This is a genomic window from Candidatus Alcyoniella australis (assembly GCA_030765605.1).
GTDB lineage: Bacteria > Lernaellota > Lernaellaia > JAVCCG01 > Alcyoniellaceae > Alcyoniella > Alcyoniella australis.
In genome coordinates, this window is the sequence record JAVCCG010000105.1 from 1 (window position 1) to 23780 (window position 23780).

21 protein-coding genes are annotated in these 23780 nt (G+C 64.4%); 11 read left to right on the top strand and 10 right to left on the bottom strand.

The annotated features are described in order from the left end of the window. The 8 genes from P9M14_12110 to P9M14_12145 all read left to right on the top strand — a co-directional run. On the top strand, positions 1-760 hold a 760-nt coding region (locus P9M14_12110; protein MDP8256484.1), incomplete at its 5' end, for a hypothetical protein. Continuing rightward, positions 757-1677 carry a NapC/NirT family cytochrome c gene (locus P9M14_12115; protein ID MDP8256485.1) on the top strand — a complete coding sequence of 307 codons (921 nt, stop codon included), beginning with the start codon at positions 757-759 and terminating at the stop codon, positions 1675-1677. The genes P9M14_12110 and P9M14_12115, both read left to right, overlap by 4 nt. Beyond that, complete coding sequence (locus P9M14_12120; GenBank protein MDP8256486.1) at positions 1674-2153, top strand: 4Fe-4S dicluster domain-containing protein; 480 nt, start codon at positions 1674-1676, stop codon at positions 2151-2153. The genes P9M14_12115 and P9M14_12120 overlap by 4 nt, the downstream gene beginning before the upstream one ends. A gap of 28 nt (positions 2154-2181) precedes the next feature. Next, positions 2182-2937: a 4Fe-4S dicluster domain-containing protein gene (locus P9M14_12125; GenBank protein ID MDP8256487.1), complete on the top strand. Its 756-nt coding sequence runs from the start codon at positions 2182-2184 to the stop codon at positions 2935-2937. A gap of 16 nt (positions 2938-2953) precedes the next feature. Further along, a complete protein-coding gene (locus tag P9M14_12130) occupies positions 2954-4609 on the top strand; it encodes an FAD-binding protein (GenBank protein ID MDP8256488.1) in 1656 nt (551 codons plus the stop codon). A 74-nt stretch (positions 4610-4683) separates the two neighbouring features. Then, positions 4684-6252 carry a hypothetical protein gene (locus tag P9M14_12135; GenBank protein MDP8256489.1) on the top strand — a complete coding sequence of 523 codons (1569 nt, stop codon included), beginning with the start codon at positions 4684-4686 and terminating at the stop codon, positions 6250-6252. Between the two features lies 1 nt (position 6253). Continuing rightward, a complete protein-coding gene (locus P9M14_12140; protein MDP8256490.1) occupies positions 6254-7624 on the top strand; it encodes a dipeptidase in 1371 nt (456 codons plus the stop codon). Between the two features lie 109 nt (positions 7625-7733). Next, complete coding sequence (locus P9M14_12145; GenBank protein ID MDP8256491.1) at positions 7734-8810, top strand: branched-chain amino acid aminotransferase; 1077 nt, start codon at positions 7734-7736, stop codon at positions 8808-8810. An 18-nt stretch (positions 8811-8828) separates the two neighbouring features. Here P9M14_12145 and P9M14_12150 read toward each other — a convergent pair whose 3' ends face one another. Genes P9M14_12150 through P9M14_12165 form a run of 4 tightly spaced genes read right to left on the bottom strand, consistent with a single transcriptional unit; the run spans position 8829 to position 13164 of the window. Continuing rightward, positions 8829-9887: a 3-isopropylmalate dehydrogenase gene (locus P9M14_12150; protein MDP8256492.1), complete on the bottom strand. Its 1059-nt coding sequence runs from the start codon at positions 9885-9887 to the stop codon at positions 8829-8831. After that, positions 9884-10387, bottom strand: a complete 504-nt coding sequence (locus tag P9M14_12155) for a 3-isopropylmalate dehydratase small subunit (protein ID MDP8256493.1) — start codon at positions 10385-10387, stop codon at positions 9884-9886. Before P9M14_12155 ends, P9M14_12150 begins: the two co-directional genes overlap by 4 nt. Then, a complete protein-coding gene (gene leuC, locus P9M14_12160) occupies positions 10388-11656 on the bottom strand; it encodes a 3-isopropylmalate dehydratase large subunit (protein MDP8256494.1) in 1269 nt (422 codons plus the stop codon). Then, positions 11653-13164 (bottom strand): 2-isopropylmalate synthase, encoded by a 1512-nt coding sequence (locus P9M14_12165; protein MDP8256495.1) that lies wholly within the window; start codon positions 13162-13164, stop codon positions 11653-11655. Before P9M14_12165 ends, leuC begins: the two co-directional genes overlap by 4 nt. A gap of 277 nt (positions 13165-13441) precedes the next feature. On the opposite strand from P9M14_12165, the gene msrB reads away from it, so the two are divergent. Next, the gene (gene msrB / locus P9M14_12170; GenBank protein MDP8256496.1) at positions 13442-13975 is read left to right on the top strand and encodes a peptide-methionine (R)-S-oxide reductase MsrB; all 534 of its coding nucleotides are present in this window, start codon (positions 13442-13444) and stop codon (positions 13973-13975) included. A 6-nt stretch (positions 13976-13981) separates the two neighbouring features. On the opposite strand, the gene P9M14_12175 is transcribed toward msrB, so the two are convergent. After that, positions 13982-15772, bottom strand: a complete 1791-nt coding sequence (locus P9M14_12175; GenBank protein ID MDP8256497.1) for an ATPase, T2SS/T4P/T4SS family — start codon at positions 15770-15772, stop codon at positions 13982-13984. Next, positions 15769-16878 carry an alpha/beta fold hydrolase gene (locus P9M14_12180; protein ID MDP8256498.1) on the bottom strand — a complete coding sequence of 370 codons (1110 nt, stop codon included), beginning with the start codon at positions 16876-16878 and terminating at the stop codon, positions 15769-15771. The genes P9M14_12175 and P9M14_12180 overlap by 4 nt, the downstream gene beginning before the upstream one ends. A 130-nt stretch (positions 16879-17008) precedes the next feature. On the opposite strand from P9M14_12180, the gene P9M14_12185 reads away from it, so the two are divergent. Both P9M14_12185 and serC read left to right on the top strand, forming a co-directional pair. After that, a complete protein-coding gene (locus P9M14_12185; protein MDP8256499.1) occupies positions 17009-18208 on the top strand; it encodes a HEAT repeat domain-containing protein in 1200 nt (399 codons plus the stop codon). A 160-nt stretch (positions 18209-18368) separates the two neighbouring features. Further along, positions 18369-19445: a 3-phosphoserine/phosphohydroxythreonine transaminase gene (gene serC, locus P9M14_12190; GenBank protein MDP8256500.1), complete on the top strand. Its 1077-nt coding sequence runs from the start codon at positions 18369-18371 to the stop codon at positions 19443-19445. 48 nt (positions 19446-19493) lie between these two features. Here serC and P9M14_12195 read toward each other — a convergent pair whose 3' ends face one another. From P9M14_12195 to P9M14_12210, 4 genes are all read right to left on the bottom strand, one after another. Beyond that, positions 19494-20894: a PQQ-binding-like beta-propeller repeat protein gene (locus P9M14_12195; protein MDP8256501.1), complete on the bottom strand. Its 1401-nt coding sequence runs from the start codon at positions 20892-20894 to the stop codon at positions 19494-19496. Then, positions 20881-21783, bottom strand: coding sequence for a cation diffusion facilitator family transporter (locus tag P9M14_12200; protein ID MDP8256502.1), 903 nt, complete (start codon positions 21781-21783; stop codon positions 20881-20883). The genes P9M14_12195 and P9M14_12200 overlap by 14 nt, the downstream gene beginning before the upstream one ends. Before the next feature lie 33 nt (positions 21784-21816). Continuing rightward, positions 21817-23124, bottom strand: coding sequence for a cation:proton antiporter (locus tag P9M14_12205; GenBank protein MDP8256503.1), 1308 nt, complete (start codon positions 23122-23124; stop codon positions 21817-21819). Next, positions 23121-23780: hypothetical protein (locus P9M14_12210; protein ID MDP8256504.1), on the bottom strand; the 660-nt coding region annotated here is incomplete at its 5' end. The genes P9M14_12205 and P9M14_12210, both read right to left, overlap by 4 nt.

The following is a 23780-nucleotide window of genomic DNA, read 5'->3' on the forward strand; positions in this document are numbered from 1 at the left end:
GCCCATGGGCGTTGCGTTGCCGTTGCGCGATGCGCTGAACATGCTCTGCGAGCAGTCGGACCTGGGGCCGCTGCTGCGCGGTTTGCAGATCGAGCCCGAGGCCCAGTGGTTCGAGGCGACTCTCGAGCAGCTGAGACCGCTGGTCGAGACGCAGAGCTTTGAGGCGGCCGTTGCTGCGGGCGCTTTACCCATGCGCCCCGAACGCGAGGTGATCGGACACTTCCGCAATGCGGGGTTCCCCACGCCGGACGGCCGCGCGCACCTGGCCCAAGGGCTGGAGACGGCGAGCGCCTTGCCCGCTGTCAGCGACCGCGAGCTGCTGCCGATCGTCTATCAGCGCAACGTGATGCGCGGTGAGCTGGCGCGTTGCAAGTGGCTTGCTGAGATTGCCCACGACACTCCGCTGCTGATCCCGGCGGCGACCGCCGCGCGGCTGAATATCCGCGACGGCCGCAGACTGACGCTCAAGCTTGCCGGACGCGAGCTGCAGGGCAGGGCGGTGATTACCCAGGGGTTGGCCCCGGGATGCGTGGGACTTGCCGACGCAGTGGGCAGGAAGAATTGCGGACCGTTCGCCGAGGCCCGGCCCTGGCCCGCGCCCGCGGAGCTGGCCGCCAAAGACGTTGACTTCGACGTCGAGCTGGTCTGGTGGGGACGCGCGGGGAACGGCGAGCGCGTGCGCGGCATGCTGACCATCGAGTTCGACGAGCGCCGCGGCTGCCTGGTGATCGCGCCGACCGCGCTGGAGCTTGAGGCGTGAGCGCGTTGCGCCGCGTGCTTGACCGCGCCTGGGCCCTGGCCATGGCGGTCAATCCGTTTGCCGTGTTCGCGGGCCTGCTGCTGCTGGGAGTGGTCGGGCTCAGCGCGATGGTGCAGTACAACCAGGCCAACGATTTCTGCCTTAAGTGCCACCATCAGCGCGGTCCGTACCAGCCCATTGATTTGGAATCCACGGCCCACGAGCCGTACGTGAAAAACCTGCGTAGCGAGGCCCACGTCAACTGCCTGGAGTGCCATACGGACAAGGAGTTGATCAACTTCTTTGAGCTGGTGGCAGTGCGCGCGGGCCGCGGGTTTGACGAGTTGACCAACCCGCCGCGCATGCAGGCCCCGCGCGAGGGTCCGCAGTACGCGGACGAGCTGTGTTTGCGCTGCCATTACAAGATTCTCGAGACCGACGAAATCAAGGGGCAGCGGCTGCTCGAGCTCAGCGACCGGCTGCGCGTCATCGGCCTGCGCTTCAGCCATCAGCGGCACTTCCAGGTGCGCGCCTGGACCCCGGAGCTCGAGCGCAGGTTGGAGCAAATCAACCTCGGCCAAATCCAGGTCGAGCACGAGGAGCTGGAATTTTTACAGCGCGCGCGTCTGGGCCACTGCGCCCAGTGCCACGACCGGTTCTACGCCGATCCGTCCAATGCGGATAAGAACGTCAACCTCTATACCAGCAACCCGATGTCCTGCGCCGCGTGCCACCTTGACGCCGACCCGCAGAACCATCCGGGCAAAGTGCTGGGTCTGCCCAGCGAGCGCAGCTGCCGACGCTGCCACAACGGCGTGCTGCACGGACGAATGCGAATGTTCCTGGCCGACATGGACAGCGAGGACAAACAGCCCTGCGTCAAGTGCCATCCGGCCTACATGGAAAAACCGCCGATAGTCGCGGAGGACGAAACATGACTGTCAGCCGCTTTCACGTCGAGCCCCTTGACCCGCAGAAAGTGGTCGTGGCCGACGAGATTCTCGACACCAAGTTTCCGCCCGTGGCGCGCTTCCGTCTGCTCAGCCGCGGCATCGAGCCCTACCACCGGCTCGATCTGCGCGAGGACAGCGTCGATTTCGACCAAGGCTGCGTGGCCTGCGGCAACTGCATCGACTCCTGCCCCGTGCTGCGGCGCGAGACCGAGCGCGTGGACCGCACGGGCCAGCGCACGAGCATGGCGCTGGAGACGTTGGTCGACGAGGACTGCGAACAGTGCTGGGCCTGCGTGCTCTCCTGCCCGCAGGTCGACACCGAGCTCAAGGACTACATCGTGGACGAGCGCGTGGAGGAGATGATCCCGCCCAATCCGCTGGTGAGCAAACTCGACAACTACTTCATGGTGCTCGCCGCGTTGGCGTTCGGGATCATGATCGGGATCTTCATCGTCTGGTGAGAGCCGGACCGATGCGAGGAGAATAGCGATGGACGAAATTCAGACCAAGACGCCGCCGCAGACTGCTGACGAGCTGGTGCCGATTTTCATCATGGGCAAGCGCTACATGGTGCCCGGCAGCCTGACGATCCAGAAGGCGTTCGAGTATGCGGGCTATAAGCTGGTGCGCGGATGCGGCTGCCGCGGCGGAATTTGCGGCGCCTGCGGTACGCTGTGGCGCGTTCCGGGCAGCTACCGGGTCGAGATCGGACTGGCCTGCCAGACGATCGTGCAGCCCGATATGTACATCGCCCAGATTCCGTTCTTCCCGGCCAACCGCGCCCAGTACGACGTAACGAAGCTTGAGCCCACGGCCCAAACCCTCAGCGCGCTGTACCCGGAGTTGCAGCGCTGCATGGGGTGCAACACCTGCACCAAGAGTTGCCCGATGGAGATCGAGGTGATGGAGTACATCAGCGCGGCGTTGCGCGGCGATATTTTAAAATGCGCCGAGCTGAGCTTCGATTGCGTGATGTGCGGGCTGTGCACCGCGCGTTGTCCGGCGGAGCTGGCGCAGTACCACATCGCGGAGTTGGCGCGGCGGCTGGCCGGAGTACACCTGATCCCGCGCGCGGAACACCTGACCGAGGTCTGCGAAACGATCGAGCAGGGCGGGCATCAAGACAAGCTCGAACAGCTCAAGGCGATGGACGAGTCCACGATGCGTCGGACCTACACCGCGCGAACGATCGAGCCGATGGAGACCGAAGACGACTGGACGCCGCCCGCGGGCGAGCAGTTCTAAAGGGAGCGAGCGAGCAATGGGATACACCGCTGAGCTGATGGATTCGATCAAACGCGTTGAGGCCACGCGGCCCCAGCGCGTCCAGAGAGCGCTTGCGGGCGAGCATTTCGAGACCTTGAGTCTCGATCAACGCCAGAAGCGCCTCGAGTTTCACCCGGACTACCGCTCCGAGGGGCGCCGGCCGTTGCAAGTCGGCCCCAGCGCGGGCTACGCGCTGTGCCACGAGGTCGCGGAGCAGCTCGAATCGTACTCGCGGATCGACCCCGACGCGATCGACCTATCGCAGACGGACTACGAGACCGACGTGCTGGTGATCGGCGGCGGCGGCGCGGGCACATCGGCTGCGCTGCTGGCGGCCCAGGCCGGGGCCAAGGTGCTGATCGCCACCAAGCTGCGCCACGGCGACGCCAACACGATGATGGCCGAGGGCGGAATCCAGGCCGCAAGCAAGGGGCACAAGGACAACCCGGCGGCGCACTACCTCGACGTAATGGGCGGCGGGCACTTTAAAAATACGCCCGAATTGGTCGAGACGTTGGTCTCCGAGGCGCCGCTGGTGATCAGCTGGCTGGAGTCGCTGGGCTGCCTGATGAGCAAGGAAGACGACGGTCGGCTGCGCACGATGCACGGCGGCGGCACCTGTCGCAAGCGGATGCACTACGCCGCGGACATCACCGGCGCGGAGATCATGCGCACCCTGCGCGACGAGGCGCGTAACCAATCGGACAAGATCCGCGTGATCGAGTTCTCTCCGGCGATCGAGCTGCTGCTCGATGAGCGCGGAAAGTGCGCGGGCGCGGTGCTGATGAACCTCGAGACCCACGAGCTGTTGACGGTCCGTGCGCGCGCCACGGTGCTGGCCACCGGCGGCTCCGGGCGGCTGCACATCCAGGGGTTCATGACCACCAACCACTACGGCGCCACGGCCGACGGGATCGTGATCGCCTATCGCGCGGGTGTGCCGGTGTGCTTCCTGCACGCGGTGCAGTATCACCCCACCGGTGCGGTCTACCCCGAGCAGGCCGAGGGGATTCTGATCACCGAGAAGGTGCGCGGAGCCGGGGCCAACGTGCTCAATGCCAAAGGCGAGCAGTTCGTCAATGAGCGCGAGCCGCGCGACGTGGAGGCGGCGAGCATCATCCGCGAGTGCACCGAGCAGGGCAACGGCGTGCCGACCCCCACGGGCAAAATCGGCTGCTGGTTGGACAGTCCGATGATCGAAGTGCTCAGAGGGGCGGGCACGGTCAAACGCGAATTCCCGGGCAAGTACATCATGTACAAGCGCTACGGCATCGACATCAGCAAGCAACCGATGCTGATCTACCCCACGTTGCACTACCAGAACGGCGGGATGGTCTACCGCGCCGACACCTCGTGCAATCTGCCCGGGCTGTTCATCGCCGGCGAGGTCGGAGGCGGTGTGCACGGCGAGAACCGGCTGATGGGAAACAGCCTGCTCGACGTGACTGTTTTCGGCCGCATCGCGGGCCGTAGCGCGGCAGCTTTTGCCGCGGATGGAGCAACCGACTCGCCCCTGTCATTGGATCACGTCAGGCGCTATCATGAGGCGCTCGCGACCGCGGAGATCGCGGCCGAAAAGATCAGTCCGATGCTACTGCCCGATTATCAAAATGAGCGGGTCAAGGATCGCAGGCTGAAGACCGAGATCTGAGACAATAAGCGGCCGCAGGCCGCTGCGCCATGGATAGGGACCGGACATTGCGCCGGTCGACGTTGGAGGAATCAATGGCCAAGAAGGGGAAGGGCAACAAGCGCCGTAAGGCCGCCGCAGCACCGGGCACAGCCCCGGGCGCGAAGACCCGACCGACGCAGCCTGTCGTGCCCGATCAGCCGCAACAGCCCGTGGCGCAGCCCAAGCCGCGTCCCAAGTCCGATCAGCCCAAGACGATCCGTCGCACCAGCGGCAAGGGCGAGATGCCCAGCACCAAGGAGACGGCGTCACTGTTTATGCCGTTGCTGATCTTCCTTCTGTCGTTTCTGGTCATCGGTCTGGCAACATACATCGTCACCTACCCGCTGAACAAAACGACCAAGATCGAGATCATGGCCGACGAGCCGGCCGCTGAAGCGGAGCAGGCGGCCGACGCCGAGCAGTCTTCTGATGCCGAGCAGGCCCCCGAGACGGAGCAGGCGGCCGAGACGGAGCAGGCGGCCGACGCCGAGCAGGCTTCTGATGCCCCCAAGCCCTCCGAATCTGAGCAGGGCGCAGCTCAGTCCGACGACTTCGTGCTTGAGACCATGGGACAAGAGGAGCAGACCTCGGCCGAGGAATACGAGGCGGGCGCGCAGATCGAGGAGCTTCCCGAGCGAACAGATCTCGAGGGCGAACAGGCCGCGCCCGAGGGGGAGCAGCCCGCGGAGGCGGCGGCCGCAACGGCTACGCCCGAGGAAATGAAGACGATCGAGGAATTGATCGGCGCGGGAAAGGTCGCGTTGCTGCAGAAGGTCGAGACCGTGGGTTTCGTGCTGCTCGGACTATGTCTGATCGGACTGGCGTGTTACCTGCTGGTGCGTTTCAACCTCGAGTATTTCAAGGGACCGTGGCGCAAGCTGCTCTACGGCCTGGCTGCGGCGCTGTTGGTCTTCAGCGTGCTGCCGCTGCTGCGCGGCATCTCATTCGGCACCGATGTCTTCGATCAGACCATCGGGCGCATGGAGCAAATCGACCTCTCGAGCGTGAAGCCCGGCAAATACAGGATGGTGGTCCAAGGCCGTTTCCTGTTGCCCGAGAAAGCGCGCTACGAGATGCAGGGCGATTGGTCCCTGGTGCTGGGCGATCGCGGCGGCGGTCAGCGGACCTTCGAGGGCGAGTTCAAGGAGGTGCGGCAACGCCGCAAGTTCTACCGCCGGACCCGCGGCTACCACCATCAGGTGCAGACCACCGCTGTGCTGCCGATTAAACTCGCAGCGAACCGTAGCTACTTTCTGCGCAACGATCGACTCGGCGAAGAGCTGGAGAGCGAACTGCGCGTACAGCTCTACCGGCCGTACTATCCGCTGTGGCCGTTTCTGATCATCGGGCCGCTGCTGGTGTTGCTCGCGATTTGGGTTGACGCGCTGCTTAAGGCGCGGCGCTTCAGGGCGATCGTCAACTGGTGCGTTTCGAGCACTGTCGGACTGGGGCTGTACCACGCCCTGCGCGCGCTGCCCAACGAGACGCTCAACAACTACGTCATGGACTTGCTGCTCGGTGCGTTCTTCGGGCTGTTTTTCGGAGTCTTGATCAGCTACGCCCTGGAGCCGCTGGCCAACAAGCTCAACGTCCGCTACAAGATCAGTATCCGAGAGGTGTGACGTGCAGGCCGTGATCGACTATCTGCGGGATCATTCCGAGCGCTTCGTGCGCGAGATGTTCCAGCTGCTGCGCATCCCCTCGGTTTCGGCCGACCAGGGACGCAAGCACGAGATGCTGCACTGCGCCGAGGTGCTGGCCGAACAGATCAAGGCCGCGGGAGTGCACCGCGTCGAGGTGATGCTCACCGACGGACACCCGCTGGTCTACGCCGAACACAAAGGCCCGGTAGGCGCGCCCACAGTGCTGATCTACGGCCACTACGACGTGCAGCCCGAAGATCCGCTCGAGCTGTGGACTTCTCCGCCGTTCGAGCCCGAGGTGCGCGGGGACGACGTCTACGCCCGCGGCTCGGCCGACGACAAGGGCCAGTTGCTGATCCACGTCAAGGCGGTCGAGGCGTTCCTCGCCGTGTCCGAGCTGCCGCTGAACGTCAAGATGATCTTTGAGGGCGAGGAGGAGATCGGCAGCCCGAGTCTGCCGGCGTTCATCGCCGAGAACCGCGAGCTGCTGGCCGCCGACGTGGTGGTGGTCTCGGACAGCGGGATGTTCGCCAAGGGCTGCCCCTCGATCACCTACGGCCTGCGCGGCCTGACCTACATGCAGCTGGACCTGGTCGGCCCGGCCAAAGATCTGCACTCCGGATCGTTCGGCGGGGCAGTGGCCAACCCGGGCAACGTGTTGGCCCAGATAGTCGGCTCGCTGGTCGACCAAAGCGGTCATGTGACGATCCCTGGATTTTACGATCAGGTGCGCGAACCCACCGAGTTCGAGCGCGCGGCGTTCGCCAAGCTGCCGTTCGACGAGGCGGGATACATATCGGAGCTCGGCGCGCTGAAACTGCACGGCGAGGCTGGTTACACCACCCTCGAGCGCACTTGGGCGCGGCCGACCTGCGACGTCAACGGCATGCTCTGCGGATTTACCGGCGAGGGGGCCAAGACCGTGCTGCCGAGCAAGGCCTCGGCCAAGGTCTCAATGCGGCTGGTGCCCGATCAAGACCCGGACCAGATCGCCGAACTGTTCGAGCGCCACGTGCGTTCGATCTGCCCGGACAGCGTGCGGCTTGAGGTCACTAAGTTCCACGGCGGCAGCCCGTTTCTCTGTCCGCCGGATTCGCCCGAGGTCCAGGCCGCGGCGCGGGCTCTGAGCAAGGGCTTCGGCTCCGAGGCGTACTACATCCGCGAGGGCGGCTCGATCCCGATCGTCACCGTTTTAGCCGAGCAGCTCGACGCGCCGGTGGTGCTGATGGGCTTTGGCCTGCCCGATGAGAACGCCCACGCGCCCGACGAGCACTTCCACCTGCCGAATTTTTACAACGGGCTGCGTTCCGTGGCTTATTTCTTTGAGGAGCTGGCGCAGCTCAAAGGCTGATCCGCAGGCTCGATTAGTCGCCCCCGAGCAAAATTGACAGGCGGATTGGATATAGTAACATCCAATGGGATCAGCTCCCGCCTTTCACGCGATATCAATGGAGTAGACCATGGAGATCAAGCTCGTCCAGCTCCCGCAAGAAAAGCGCAAGCTCAAGCCGGTCGACGACTCGCAGCTCGGATTCGGTCGCATCTTCACCGACCACATGTTCACCATGCGCTACGAGCCCTCAAAGGGCTGGCACGAGCCGAAGATCGGACCGGTCGAAGACATCGTGCTGCACCCGGCGGCAATGGTGCTGCACTACGGCCAGGAAGTGTTCGAGGGGCTCAAGGCCTACCACGGGGCCGAGCACGGGATCTACCTGTTCCGCCAGCGCGACAACATCGCGCGCTTCAACCGCTCGTGCAAACGGATGGTGATGCCCGAGGTAGACCCGCAGATCTTCGACCGGGCGATCAAGAAGTTGGTTTTGGTCGAGCGCGATTGGATCCCCGAGGCCGAGGGCAGCTCGCTGTACATCCGGCCGACGATCATCGCCACGGACCCGTTCCTGGGCGTGCGTCCGAGCAACGATTATCTGTTCTTCATCATTGTCGGGCCCGTGGGCGCCTACTACCCCGAGGGCTTCAACCCGGTGAGCATCTTTGTCAGCGACCGCTACGTGCGTGCGGTGAGCGGCGGTGTGGGCGAGGCCAAGACCTCGGGCAACTACGCGGCGAGCCTCGCCGGACAGATCGAGGCCCAGGAGCTGGGATTTTCCCAGGTGCTGTGGCTCGACGCCATCGAGCGTCGCTACGTCGAGGAAGTCGGCACGATGAACATTTTCTTCGTGATCGACGACGAGGTGATCACCCCCTCGTTGACCGGCTCGATCCTGCCCGGCGTGACCCGCGAATCGGTGTTGACCCTGGGCAAAGAATGGGGCCTGAAGATGGTCGAGCGGATGATCTCCATCAACGAGGTCGTCGACGCGCAGAAGTCCGGGCGGCTCAAGGAGGTCTTCGGCACGGGCACCGCGGCGATCATCTCGCCGGTCAGGGATTTTCGCTACAAGGAAGACGATTTCCAGGTGGCCGACGCCAAGACCGGGCCGATCGCCCAGCGCTTCTACGACATGTTGCTCGCCTACCAGTACGGCCGCGAGTCCGATCCCTACGGCTGGGTGGAGCGTATCGACAAGTAGCCCGTTGCGTGAGCCGGGCTAACCCCTGACGTAGCGCGCGATCAGGTCGCCGACCTCGTCGGTGGACATCCCCATTTTGCCTGCGGCCACGTCCTGGAGGTCGTTTGCCAGCGCGCGCTGCACCGCCTGCTCGATCGCCTCGGCCGCGTCGGCCTCGCCCAACTGCTCGAGCATCATTTGACAGGCGCAGATCGCGGCCAGCGGGTTGACCACACCCTGTCCGGTATACTTGGGCGCGGATCCGCCGATCGGCTCGAACATCGAGACGCCCTCGGGGTTGAGGTTGCCGCCGGCGGCAATGCCCATTCCACCTTGGATGATCGCGCCCAGGTCGGTGATGATGTCGCCGAACATGTTGTCGGTGACGATCACGTCGAACCACTGCGGATTTTTAACGAACCACATGCAGATTGCGTCGACGTTGGCGTAGTCGCGCTGGATCTGCGGGTACTCTACGCCGACCTCGTCGAACACGCGCTGCCATAGGTCGTGGGCAAAGGTCAGTACGTTGGTTTTGCCGCACAGCGTTAGTTTGCGACGGCCGTGAATGCGGCAGTACTCGAAGGCGTAGCGCACGCAGCGCTCCACGCCGCGGCGGGTGTTGATCGACTCTTGGGTCGCCACCTCGTAGGGCGTGCCGCGGCGCGAGAAGCCGCCCGCGCCGCAGTAGAGCCCCTCGGTGTTTTCGCGCACCACCACGAAATCGATGTCCTCGGGCCCCTTGTCCTTCAGCGGGCAGTCCACGCCGGGGTAGAGTTTGACCGGACGCAGGTTGATGTACTGGTCGAGCTCGAAGCGCATGCGCAGCAGGATTCCCTGCTCGAGAATTCCCGGCTTGACCTCCGGATGGCCGATGGCCCCCAGGTAGATCGCATCGCAACGCCGCAGGGATTCGAGCTCGTCGTCGCGCAACAGGCCGCCTCCGGCCAAATAGCGCTCGCCGCCCAGATCATGATTTTGCAACGAGTAATTAAAACCATGGACCTCGGCCGCGGCCGCCAGCACTTTCAGCCCTTGGTTTACGACCTCAGGACCGGTGCCGTCGCCGGGCACTACCGCAATTTGATACGTGCTCATTTTTTGCCCAATCTTGTTTTGACGTAGCCGATAAGACCGTCGGCCTCCAGCAGCTCGCGCATGAACGGCGGCAGCGGCTGGGCTTGCAAGCTCAGCTCGCTGTCGACCACGCTGATTGCGCCGCTGGATAAATCGATCTGGAGCATCGCGTGGTCTTGGATTTGCGCGGCCGCTCCCTGACATTCGAGCAGTGGCAGGCCGATGTTGAACGCGTTGCGAAAGAAAATCCGCGCGAACGATTCGGCGATCACCGCCTGGACTCCCGCGGCCTTAAGCGCGATGGGAGCGTGCTCGCGCGAGGAGCCGGAGCCGAAGTTGCGTCCGGCCACCAGCACTGCGCCGTTGCGCGCGCGTTGCGGCAGATCGATCAGCACGTCCTCGAGGCAATGCGCGGCGAGCTCGGCCGGATCGTGGGTCGTCAAATAACGCGCGGCGATAATCAGGTCGGTATCGACATTGTCCCCGACTTTGATCGCCGGGGCTTTAATCAGCGTATTCATCTAGCGCTCCGGGGGCAGGGCAATGTGTCCGGCAAGGGCCGAAGCCGCGGCAACGGCGGGCCCGCTGAGATAGACCTCGGAGCGCGGATGGCCCATGCGGCCGACGAAGTTGCGGTTGGTGGTCGCCAGGCAGCGCTCGCCCGCGGCGAGAATTCCCATGTGACCGCCCAGGCACGGTCCGCAGGTCGGTGGACCGACTGCTGCTCCGGCTTGTACGAAGATTGTGATCAACCCCTCAGATAGGGCTTGCTGGAGCACGGCGGGTGAGCCGGGGATTACGATCAGCCGCAGGCCCGGCGCGATGCTGCGGCCCTCGATAATTTTAGCGGCAATCCGCAAGTCCTCGATCCGGCCGTTGGTGCACGAGCCGATCACCACCTGGTCCAGCACCACTTCGCCCGCGTCCGCGGCGTTGCGCGCGTTGGCCGGCAGGCTGGGCATTGCGACCTGCGGCGCGATTTTGGAGGCATCGAACTCGATAGTGCGACAATAGAACGCGTCCGGGTCGGCGTAGAGCGGCTCGAACTCGCGTTTGGCGCGCGATTGCACGTAATCGAGCACCTGCTGATCCGGTGCGAACACGCCGTTCTTGGCCCCGGCCTCGATCGCCATGTTGGCCATGCTCAGCCGCGAGTCCAGCGACAGCGCGTCGATCGCCTCGCCGCAGAATTCCAATGCGCAGTACAGTGCGCCGTCAGCCCCCAGCTCGCCGATGGCGGCCAAAATCAGGTCCTTGCCCGTGACCCAGCCTGTGGCGCGGCCGTGGAAAATTAGCCGGATCGTCTCGGGAACCTTGAGCCAGATCTCGCCGGTGGCCATGGCCGCGGCTAAATCGGTGCTGCCCACGCCGCTGGCAAAAGCGCCCAGCGCACCGTAGGTGCAGGTGTGGGAGTCCGCGCCGACGATCACCTCGCCGGGCAGGGCCAGACCCAGCTCGGGCAGCATCACATGCTCGATCCCCGCGCGGCCGACCTCGTAGTAATGCTCGATCTGCTGCTCGGCCGCGAACTCGCGCAGCCGCTTGGCCTGTTCGGCCGACTCGATGTCTTTGGCCGGGGTGAAGTGATCCGGGATCAGCGCCACCCGCGCGCGGTCGAACACCTGTTCAGCGCCCATTGCGCGGAAGGATTGGATCGCCAGTGGTCCGGTGATGTCATTGGCCAGCGCCAGGTCGATCCGTGCGTTGACGAACTGCCCGGGCTGTACATGCTCCAGGCCCGCGGCGCGCGCCAGGATCTTCTGGGTGAGGGTCATGCCCTGGGCGCTCATCGCATGCCGGCCAGGCGATTGATCGCGTTGAGGTAGGCCCGGGCGCTGGCCTCGATCACGTCGGTGCCGATGGCGCGACCCAAGACCCGCTGATCGCCGGACTCGAGTTTGATCGTCACCTCGCCCTGGGCGTCGATGCCGCCGGTGATCGCACTGACCTGGTAGGAGATCAGCCGGCCCTTGAACTTGGCGGCCTTGCGGATCGCGCTGCAGATTGCGTCGATCTGGCCGTCGCCGCGCGCCGTGGCCTCGTACGATTTGGATTTGCGCACCAGCCGCACCGCGGCGATCGGGATCGCGCCGGTGCCGCCGGAGCTCTGGATGTGATCGAGCTCGAACTGGTCGGGCACCAGGCCGATTTCGTTGAGCGCCAGGGCCTCGAGATCGGCGCCGGCCACGGACTTCTTTTTATCCGCCAGGTCCTTGAACTCGCGGAAAGCGCGCTCGAGCTGTTGTTCGCTGAGGTTGAAGCCCATCTGTTCCAGGCGTGCGCGGAACGCGTGGCGGCCCGAGTGTTTGCCGATGAAGATCCCATCGCCGGCCTCGACGCCCACGCGCGCGGCGCTCATGATCTCGTAGGTGCTGCGCTCTTTGAGCACGCCGTCCTGGTGGATTCCCGACTCGTGGGAAAAGGCGTTCTCGCCGACGATCGCCTTGTTGGGCTGGATCACGCAGCCGGAGAGGCGCGAAACCAGCCGCGAGGTGCGCGCGATCTCGCGGTGAATGATCCCGGTGTCCAGGCCCAGCAGGTCACGCCGCGTGTCGAGGATCATGATCAGCTCCTCGATCGAGGCGTTGCCCGCGCGTTCGCCCAGGCCGTTGATCGCGCCCTCGACCTGCCGCGCCCCGGCCTGGATCGCGGCCAGGGAGTTGGCGACCGCCAGACCCAGGTCGTCGTGACAGTGGACCGAGAGCACCACGTCGCGTGCGCCGGGCACGTTGTCGATGATCCCATGAATCAGCTCGCTGAACTCACCGGGCAGGGTATAGCCCACGGTGTCCGGCACGTTGATCACCGTTGCCCCGCACTCGATGGCCAAAGTGTAGATCCGGTGCAGGAAACCCAGGTCGCTGCGCGTGGCGTCCATCGCCGAGAACTCGACGTCGTCCACCAGGGACTTGGCGCGCCGCACCGCGTGTTGCGCCATCTGCAGCACCTGGTCCTCGGTCTTGTGCAACTGGTGCTGTAGGTGCATCGGCGAGGTCGAGACGAAGGTGTGGATGCAGGGTCGAGACGAGTGCTTGACCGCCTCGTAGGCGCGGTCGATGTCATTGTCAGCAGTGCGCGCCAGGCCGACGATCTTCGGTCCGCGGATCGACTTGGCGATTTGGGTCACGGCCTCGAAATCGCCCACCGAGGTGATCGGGAACCCGGCCTCGATGCAGTCCACGCCCAAGCGCGTGAGTTGCTCGGCGATCTCGAGCTTTTCCTGGATGTTCAGGGCGACTCCCGGCGTCTGTTCGCCGTCGCGCAGGGTGGTGTCGAAAATCATTACTCGGTCAGTCATCTGTTCAACTCCCGGCAAGAAGATCGCCCGAGGGCGTCCCGCTCGCGTCGATGCCCAATGTCGAAATACGGATTAAAGAGTTCTTTGACGCACCTTGTCAAACGCGTCGGACCGACTTGAACACCGAGCCGCGTAAAGACCTATGTAAAAAGATCGAATTACCGGGCGGAGAATGCTCCGACGTATGATCGACCTCATGTTATTTCGGCTGCCACAATGACACCTTGTAAATATGAAAGGTCGAAAGTACAAACAGTCCGACGGGATCTGGAGTAGGTTGACCAGACGCGGCCTGCTGATCGGCTCATCCGCCGCACTAGTGACCGCTACGCTGTTGCGTGGCCGGGCTGTTTCGGGCGATGGACCGCCGATCGACGAGTACTGGTGGAGGAAGGTTCCGATGGACCTAGATCAGAAAGTGATCAAGACCGACCAGGAGTGGAGCGAGTTGCTGAGCGAACAACAGTTCAACGTGACGCGCAAGAAGGGGACCGAGCGCGCTTTTACCGGCGAGTATTGGGAGACCAAGAACGAGGGGACCTATCGTTGCGTTTGCTGCGGCAATCCGCTGTTCTCATCCCAGAGTAAGTTCGATTCGGGCTCCGGCTGGCCGAGCTTCTGGCAGCCGATCGCGCCCCAGCGCGTGGTCACCATTCCGGACTTCAGCATTCTGGGCAAGCGTACCGAGGTGCTGTGCAGCCGCTGCAACGCTCACCTGGGACATGTTTTCAACGATGGTCCGCAGCCCACGGGTAAGCGTTTTTGCGTCAACTCGGTCGCGATGGTGCTCGACACCGAGGCAGGGGAATAACGCCGACTATTCGACGGTGACCCTCACGACCTCGTCCAGCGAGGTGATTCCCAATCCAGCCTTGAGCAGCGCGTCGCAGCGGATGGTGCGCATCCCGGCTTTGACCGCCGCCTGCTTGATATCGCGTGCCGGTCGGTTCTCGTTGATCATTCCGCGCAGCTCGGAGTTGGGCTGTAAAATCTCGAACACGGCGATGCGGCCTTGATACCCCATATTCTTACACCGCGGGCATCCCACCGGCCGATAGTATTTGCCGTCGGCTAATTGTTCGGAACTCAGGCCCAGTTGCTGCAGGCGCTCCTCGCTCAGTTCGTCGGGCTGCTTGCAGTGCAGGCAGAGCCTGCGCACCAGCCGTTGGGCGATGATCAGTTGCAGCGAGTCGGCGATCACAAAGGCGTCGGCGCCCATCGAGATCAGCCGCTGGACCGCTCCGGCAGCGTCGTTGGTATGCAGGGTCGAGAACACCAGGTGGCCGGTGGCCGATGCGGAGACCGCGACCTCGGCCGACTCGGAATCGCGGATTTCGCCGAGCAGGATCACGTTGGGATCCTGGCGCAGCACCTCGCGGAACGCAGCCGCGTAGCCCAGATCGTTGCGCTGGTCGATCTGCACCTGGCTTACTCCCGACATCAGGTACTCGATCGGATCCTCGATGGTCATGATGCAACGCTCTTCTTGATTGAGCGTGTCCAGGGCCGAGTAGATCGTTGTCGTTTTGCCGCTGCCCGTGGGGCCGGTGATCAGGATCAGACCCTGGGGCGAGATGATCTTGCCCATGAAGGTCCGTAGGTCGTCGGGTTCCATGCCCAGGGTCAGCGGGTTGAGCAGGGTACGTCCCTTGTCCAGCAGCCGCAGGGCCAGCCGTTCGCCGAACAGCGTGGGCACGATCGAGGCGCGGATGTCCACGCCGATCATTCGCGCCGGGTCGTATTTGATGTGGCCGCTCTGTGTGCGGCGCGTGATCGAGGGATTCATCCCGCCGATGATCTTGATGCGGTTGAACAGGTTGGTGCGCAGCAGGTCGGGGATGAACCACTGCGAGAACAGCACGCCGTCGCGGCGAAAGCGGACTTTGATTACGTCCTGGAACGGTTCGAAATGCACGTCCGAGGCGCCGAGGAAGATTGCGTTGTCCAGGATCTTGCGCACCAGCAGCGACACCGCCACCTCGCCGGGCTCGGGCGGCTGCTCCTCGAACTGCTTCTGTCGCGGAAACAACGAGATCTCACGGTAGAGCGCCTGGCCCAGCGGTTCGGTCCAGATGCTCTGTATCGGCTCGATGCGGCGTTTGCCGCTGACCTCGTCCAGGCCGTCCTGCACCAGTTCCTCGAAGCTCTTGCGGCCATAGGCCGAGTAGTAGCGCGCCACGGTGCGCAGTACGTTCTTGGGGTAGCACACGAAGCGCTTGACCGGGTAGCCGCACATCTCCTGGATCGCGCGCACCGCCGAATCGTCTGTGGGATTGGCCATTACCAGCTGCAGCTCGCCGTCCTCGATCCGCAGCGGGAAGACCCGGCTGTTGATCGCCACCTTCTGCGAGACGCAGGCCAGCGCCTCTTTGGTCGGCGGATGGCGTAGCGACTCGACCAGCGGATCGAGCTTCGGATAGCCGCTGACCCGCGAGAGGATGTTGTTGATCTGATCCAGGCTCAGCAGGCCCAGGTCGAGCAGAACGTCGAAGATCTCCTTGCCCGAGGCCTTGGCCAGCATCTGGGCCTGGGGGACCTTGTAGGGCGAGAGACACTGCTGCTCAATGCAGGAATTAAGAAACAGGTCTCGAAGATCGTTCGCGTTCATTCTTCGTTTCTGTGCGCCGGGTGCGTTTGGAGCCAGGCCAGCATCTCGGGGAAGGTCTCGCTCTCGGCGTTGATCCCGGCCACCAGATCGATGTGGCCGTAGTCCTCTTTATGGCCGAAATCCTTGCCGAACGGCGCGACCTTATGATCGCCCTCGCCGAACAGTTCGCGGGTCTTGTGCGAGAGATCAACCGAGCTTTGCAGGTCCTGCACGCCGCAGACCAGCAGCGTGGGGGTGGTGATGTTTTTCGCCTCTTCGGCAAAGTAGACCGTGCCGTCCCACGAGGCCAGGCCGCGGCCTTTAAACAGCGTGGACATTTGCAATACCTGATTGCCCGATACGTCCTCAAGGGAGCCGGACATGATCGCGCGTCCGGCCTGCGGCGCGGTGTTCGGCGGGTAGTAGTCGAAACGTTCGCTCTTGAGGTTCCAGCGACCGGCCAGCGGCGCCTGGAGCTTGCTCAGCGTGCCGATCGGCACCCGACGCATGATCGGTCCGAGCCAAGATAAGCCGATTATGGGTTGGTAGTCCGAGCCGGTATCCGCGTAGCGCAGGCCCGAGCCCGCGGCCACGCCCGAGGCGAGCTTGGGCGAGCCGTGCAGCGCGCAATAGCAGAACAGCAGGATGCCGCCCATGCTCAGGCCGATCCAGTGCATGTTGGCAAAGCCGGTGCGCTCGAGGATGTAATCGACGAACGCCGGGTCGTCTTTGTAGATGAAGTCGTCCACGGTCCAGTCCCAGCGCTTGCCGGTGAACAGGCCCGCGTGGTCTGACAAGCCGCGGCCGCGCAAATCGCAGACGAACACATCGTAGCCGCGATCAGCCAGCCAGTGCGCCAGCGATGGCGACGGATGCTCTTTGGTGCCAACGCCCAAATCGAAATTCTTGTAGCTCGCGGCCAGGCCGTGATGCAGCAGCACCGGCTCGCCGTGGGGATTCTCACCGCGCGGACGATAGCGGTGCAGCGCAATGCGCCAGCCGTCCGAGGCAGTGACGTAGTGCACCTCGTCCTCGGTGGTCTTGGGGCCGTATGCCGCCTCGACGAAATAGAGATAGAGCCGGGCCGCGACGATGATCAGCAGGATGACGAATAGAACGGTTAACATTTGAACTCCCAGGTGGTGGCGGGCAGCGAACCTACATACCGCAAGCAGGCCCGCAGCTCAACCCTTGAGCGATTCGGTTGCGGCCGCGTGCTGATCTGCGATAATCCGCCACAACCCACGGAGGATCGAAATGGCGCTGTTCGGACCGCCCGACATTGAAAAGCTCGCAGCCGCACGCAACCTGCGCGGACTGGTCAGGGCGCTCAAACGCAGAGAGCACAAGCTGCGGGCCGCGGCAGCAAAGGCACTGGGCGAGCTGGAGGATCCGCGCGCCGAACAGGCACTGCTTGCGGCCCTTGGCGACGAGCATACCCAGGTCGTGGCGGCCGCTGCGAGCGCTCTTGGCAAGATCCACGCAACCGCAGCGGTCGAGCCGTTGATCGCGCTGATAAGCTCCGAGACCGAGCCCCAGACGTTGGAGGCTGCGGCGCGAGCCTTGGCCAGGCTGGGAGACGAGCGTGCGGTTGACGCGCTCAGCGGCCTGCTGGGTAGCGACCTGCCGTCGTTGAACAAGGCGGCCGAGGACGCATTGCTGGCCTTGGGTCGCGGCATCGGGGCCGAGCATTGGATCGAGCGCCGCAACTTCGAGCGCTGCGTGGAGCTGGGTGAGCAGGCGGTGCAGCCCTTGATCGTTGCGCTGCAGAGCGAGCCGCTTCGTTCGGGCGCCGGCGCGGCGCTGGTACGAATCGGCGAGCCGGCGCTGGAGCCGCTGCTCGCACTCCTGGATCAGCCGCACTGTGCGGAGATCCTCCGGCGTATGGGCGCCAAGGCCGTGGAAGGACTGATCAGCGCCCTGCATGACCAGCGGCTGCGACCGCACGCCGTGGTCCTACTGGCGCAGCTGGGCGATCAGCGGGCCGCCGGTCCGCTGCTGGAGCTGCTCGACGATCCGGCCACCGCCACGGCCGAGGTCTACCAAGCGCTGGCGCTGCTTAGGCACGGGCCCGCGGCCGGTCACTTCGTTAAGGCGCTGCACGGCGACGACCCGGCGATCGCCCTGTGGGCCGCGCGGGCTCTGGGCGAGCTGGGCGATCCGTCGGCAATCGGTCCGCTGATCGAGGCGCTGCAAGGCGATGACCGCGAGCTGCACGCGGAGGCGGCGCGTTCCCTGGGCAGGCTGGGCGACCAGCGGGCGGTGGAGTCGCTGATCCGCGCGTTGCAGAAGCCCTACCTGGAGGAGGCCGCAGCCTGGGCCCTGGGAGAGATCGGCGACGAACGCGCCCTCGAGCCGTTGCGCGCCGTGGTGGAGCAGACGCCGGAGCACATTTTTTGCCCGGCGCGCGAGCCGTACGAGCGGCTGCTGGAGCAGCTGGGCGACACGGAAAAATGAGACGCTGCCCGCGCTGAAAAAATTGTCTGTGCGATGGTTGTTCTTTTAAGAATCTTCTCCTAATATCCCCACACGAAGACACCTGCCTGGTGAGCTCGACGGGCGCTCTTCCCGGAACGTCCCGCCTATCAACAATTGAATAGCGAAGGAGGTGACCACCATGCGTGTTCACAACTACTATCCTGGTCCGGGATCATTGCCGTTGGAGGCTTTGGAACAGGCTCAGAACGAGCTGTTGGATTTTCAGGGAACCGGCATGTCGCTGCTCGAGACCTCGCATCGGGCCGCGTCCTATGACGAGGTTCACAACGAATCGATCGCCCTGGTGCGTGAGATGCTCAAGCTTCCGGAGAACTACCACGTGATGTGGCTGCAGGCCGGCGCGACCATGCAGTTCGCGATGATCCCGATGAACCTAATTGGCAATGGCGGAAGCGCGGACTACGTGATGACCGGCTTTTGGTCTGAGCGCGCTTTTAGCGAGGCCAAGATCGTGGGCAAGCCGCGCATCGCCGGCTCGTCCCAGGACAAGGGCTACGCCTATGTTCCCAAACAGCTTGAGCTCGACCCCGACGCGCAATACGTCCACGTCACCTCGAACAACACGATCTACGGCGCGCAGTTCTTCGACTACCCGGAAACCAACGGCGTGCCGCTGGTCTGCGACATGTCCTCGGACATCTTCTGGCGCTTCTTCGACGTCAAACCGTTCGGCATCGTCTACGCCGGCGCCCACAAGAACCTCGGTCCGGCGGGCGCTACGCTGGTGATCATGCGCGACGATATTTTGCAAAAATGTCGCAAAGACCTGCCGAGCATGCTGGACTACAACGTGCACGTGAAGAACAACTCGTTGTTCAACACGCCGCCGACGTTCACCATCTACATGGTGCGCAACGTGCTGCGCTGGATCAAGGGCCTGGGCGGACCGCAGGAGATGGAGCGCATCAACCGCGCCAAGGCCGAGACATTCTACAAATTCATCGATTCGACCGACGGCTTCTATAACTGCTCGGTCGCAAACGAGGACCGCAGCGTGATGAACGCGGTGTTCGAGATGCAATCCGATGAGCTGGAAAAACGCTTTGTCCAGCAGGCGAACGCCGATGGCTTCATCGGCCTGGGCGGCCGCGCGCCGCGCTGGCATTTGCGGATGACGATGTACAACGCGATCTCGCTTAAGTCGGTACAGGAGCTGGTTGAGTTCATGGGCGAGTTCATGCGCACAAACGGCTAGCGGACTTTAATATCGCAATTGTCGGGCGGGCCGTTTGGTCCGCCCTTTTTATTTTGCGGGTTGGTCGGTCAGGGCCAGCAGGCCGATGTGGTGGTCCAGGTAGAGCACGCCGCGCTCAACGATCGGGGTCTTGATCGAGCGCGCGGGCAGCGCATAGCTCCAGAGCACCTTGCCGCTCAGCGCGTCCAGGGCGTAGAGCCGCGGCTCGAAGTTGTTGACCACGTAGACCGTGTTGTCCAGATCCGAGGCCGAGGCGATGTACGCGCCGAAGCTCTCGGATACTGTCTCGCGCGTGCTCCACAGCCGCTGGGGCCGCGGGCCCTGGGGCGTGTCGCGTTCGATGTAGGCTGTGACGTGGCCGTAGAGTGCGTTGTTGAGAATCACCCCCGAGCTCGGCAGATAGGTGTTGGTCAGCTGGTCCTCGGACTCGAGGAATCCCAGGTCGGTCTCGATCGACCAGCTCAGGCTCAGTGGAACTTGCGAATAGTCGTAGCACAACAGGCGCGGAGCAACGTCGGGCTGATCCGGGTCGTAGGTCACGAGCAGCAGGCGTTTGTTTTGCAGGTCCAGGGTCGGCGTGGAGGATGAGAACCCCGGATACGGTGTGCGCTCAAGCAACAGAAGCTCGCGCAAAGTCGGATCGTAGCGCAGGCGGATCAGCTCGCGGTCGACCAGCACGAACAGCTCGTCGCCGTCCAACGCCAGGGCGTTGCGCAGCACGATCCCCAGCTTGCCGTGCTGCGGGTCGGGCGCCACCGGCGGGTCGAGCTGTCGCAGGTCCAAGGTTTGCAGCACTCGCCCGTCGCGGGGATCGAGCACGTGCAGCTCGCCGTCGAGCAGCGGCAGCAGCAGGTCGCCGTTGGCCAAGAAGCACATGTTGCCCGCGGGTACGTGAGCCAAAAGATCGGAGGGCGAGTCGTCGAACGTGCGCTGCCACAGCAGGCGCTCCATGCCCGGCGAGTACTTGCTCAGCCGCGCCCAGTCCGGCACGTAGACGTTGCCGCGCTCGTCGATCGAGGGGAAGTTGGTGAACATCCCCAGGTTGAATCCGCGCAGGCGAATCAGCTCGCCGCTTTGCGGATCGCGCGTTTCGACCGCCGGAGTCCAGCCGATTTTAAGCGGGATGCCCTCCGGCGGATTGAGGCTGATCGGCCCCGGTCCCATGGCGCGATAGAGCAGGCCCTCGGGACCGACCATCGTGCCGGAGAAGACCGCCAGCTCGGTATCGCGCGCGTCGAACAGCACCCGCGGCGCGGTGCGCACGCCGCGCACCGGCATGCAGACCGTGCGCGCCTGGTCGGCGTGCAGCACGTTCCAGTGCGGGCCGGGGGCTGTTGGGGGAAGCGCAGCCTGGGCAGCCGGTCCCTCGCGGTCTGTCGGCGCACAAGAGCACAGCAGCAACGTTGCGAGCAACGCGATCAAGGCCCGTAGCGTCTTAGGCGCGATCATGGTCACGGCAATCAACAGCCGAGGTCGGCTCAACGTGCACGATCACGTCGTCCACCGGCAGATCGCCCAGCAGCCGCAGCTCGGCCCGGTCGGCTATCTTGTGCGCCTCGAGAATCGACAGCTCGTCCCGGACCTCGATGTGCACGTCGACGAACACTGCCTCGCCGACTTTGCGCGTGCGCAGCCGGTGACAGCTGATAACGCCGGGGGTATCGCAGATGATCTCGCCGATGCGCTTGCGCAGCTTGGTGTCGACCGCGGTGTCCAGCAGGTCGCGCAGCGCGTCCCAGCCGATGGTGACTCCGGCGCGCACCACGAATACCGAGACCGCCAGCGCGGCCAGCAGGTCCAGGTAGGGCACGCCGAGCATTGCGCCTCCGGCTCCGATCAGTACGGCTACAGACGAGAGGGCGTCCGAACGATGGTGCCAGGCGTTGGCGATCAGCAATGAATGTCTGGTGCGGCGTCCAACGGCCACGGTCCAGCGGTAGAGCAACTCCTTGACCACAATCGAGGTTCCTGCCGCCACGAGCACGATCGGCAGCGGATGGCTGCGAGTTCCGTCGTAGAGTTTGTGCGTGGCGTCGAACATGATCCCCAGGCCCGCCAGGCAGACCAACGCGCCCACGCTCAGGGCCGCGGCCGTCTCGACCTTGCCGTGACCGTAGGGGTGGCTGAGGTCCTTTGGACGCGCGGCGATGCGCAGGCCGATCAGCACCACTACGTCCGATGCCAGGTCGGACAGCGAATGTGCGGCATCGGCCACCAGCGCGGCGCTGTTGCCCAGCAAGCCCGCCGCGAACTTGAAGCCCGCCAGCAGCAGGTTGGCCAGCAGGCCCACCCAGGTCACGCGGCTAGCCGCGGCTTGGTCTTTTGACTTGGAATTCATCAGATTCCGCCAAGTATAGCAGAACGACGGTGTTCAAGATTGGTCGACCTCGTCGGCACGCACCAAAGCGTATCTGAAGGTGATCGGCCCGATCACCTGGTTGATGGCGATGGTGGCCACAATCAGCGTACGCAGGTTGCTGCCCAGTTCCGGCAGCGAGCGGCCGATCTCCGAGGCAATGCCCAGGCTGACCCCGGCCTGAGAGATGAACGCCAGCCAGAGGTAGGGGCCGTACTCCTTGTTGCGCTCGCGCCGATTGAGTGCCAGCCGCGTGCCCAGCCAAGTAAAGACCAGCCGGGCGAGGATCAGCAGCAGCGCCATGGGCCACATCAGCTTTAGTGCGGGCAGGTCGATCTTGGCCCCGGCCACGGCGAAGAAAATGATGAACACCGGCAGCGAGTAGCGCTCGAGGGCCTCGATCATTCGCGGGCCCTGCTTGGAGTAGTTCATCACGTAGAACCCTGCGGCGATGTTCAGCAGCACTCCGGACAAATGCAGCTCGCGCCCGAGTTCGACGCTGAGGAACGACAGCGCCAGCAGCAGCAGCGGCAGGCCGGTTTTAACCCGGCTGATGTAGGCCGAGAGCAACCAGCCCAGCACGATACCCAGGCCCAGCGAGCCGAGCACCTCCCAGAAGACCAGCAATCCCACGCGCGCGTCGGCTGCGCCTTCCTGATCGGTGAGCAGTCTCGCGGCGATCAGCACTACCGAGAACAACACCATCACCAGCACGTCCTTGAGCACGGTCACGCCCAGTGTGATCGTGGACATCGGTCCGCGGGCGCGGCACTCGTTGATCACGGCCACGGTGGTGGCCGGCGAATTGGCCGTGCAGACCACGGCCAGCAGCAGCGCCAGGCTCAGCATTGCGGGCCAGCCCAGATGGCCGCCGAATGGCAGCAGGCCGATCAGCGGAAACATCAGCAACGAGGTGCCGAAGAACACCACGATCAATTGGGCCAGGCTGACGCGGCCGATGGTGGCGATCCGCGGTTTAAGCTCGGCGATTCGCAGCTCGCCGCCCGCGGTGAAGGCGATCAGCCCCAGGGCCAGGCTGTCGATCAGCCCCAGCCTGTCCAGGGTCCGCGTCGAGAGCACGCCGCAGTGCGGCAACAGCGCGCCGAACACGAACGGCCCAAAGAACAGCCCGGCCAGCAAATAGCCGGTGAGCATCGGCATGCGCAGCCGCAGGGTGTAAGCGCCGATGATGTACGAGGCCAGCAGCAGGAAGCCAAGGGCGAACACCGCCGACTCGGCGCCGCTCGCGTCGGCTCCGGGCGAAAGCAGCATGATGACCGCGCTGAGCACGATCAACGCCAGCAGCAGCAGCGCGCCCCTCATCGGATACCCCGGCGTTTGAGCAGCCAGCTTGTGCTGCCCCAGGCCAACAGCTCGTTGATCAGCAGCGCGAGGATCATCACTGAGAGCACGGCCGACGACGAATCGCCGGGGAACGCGCGCTGGTAATCAAGGGCCATCGCCAGGGCCAGCCCGCCCTGTCCGATCAGGCCCAGGCCGCCGATCCGCGCCGGCGTCGCTCCCTGGGCGTTGCGTCCCAGCCCGGCCAGCGCGGCAAAGCCGCCGACTTTGGCAACGCCGCGCACGATCACGTAGAGCAGCGCGACCAGCGTCAGTTCGCCCAGCCGCTGCGGATTCCATAGCGCGCCGACCGCCAATAGAAACAGCACGTAGATCGTGCGCTCGGAATTGCCCAGCAGCTCGTAGACCGATTCCTTGCGCACCGAAAGGTTGCAAAATGCCGCACCTGCGGCTACTCCCAGGAACAACGGCGAGAGCCGCAGTACGCCCGCCGCGCCGGAGAAGAACGCCACCACGCCCAGGATCAACGCCAAGTTGACCTGCGGGCCCGGTCGCTCGGGGAGCAGCTCGCGCAGCAGCAGCGCCGCGAGAAGTCCCAACCCGATCGACAGCGCCAGCCACAGCAGTCCGCTTGCGGGCGAGATCGTACCCACGGCTGCCGGGCGTGAGGCCAGGGC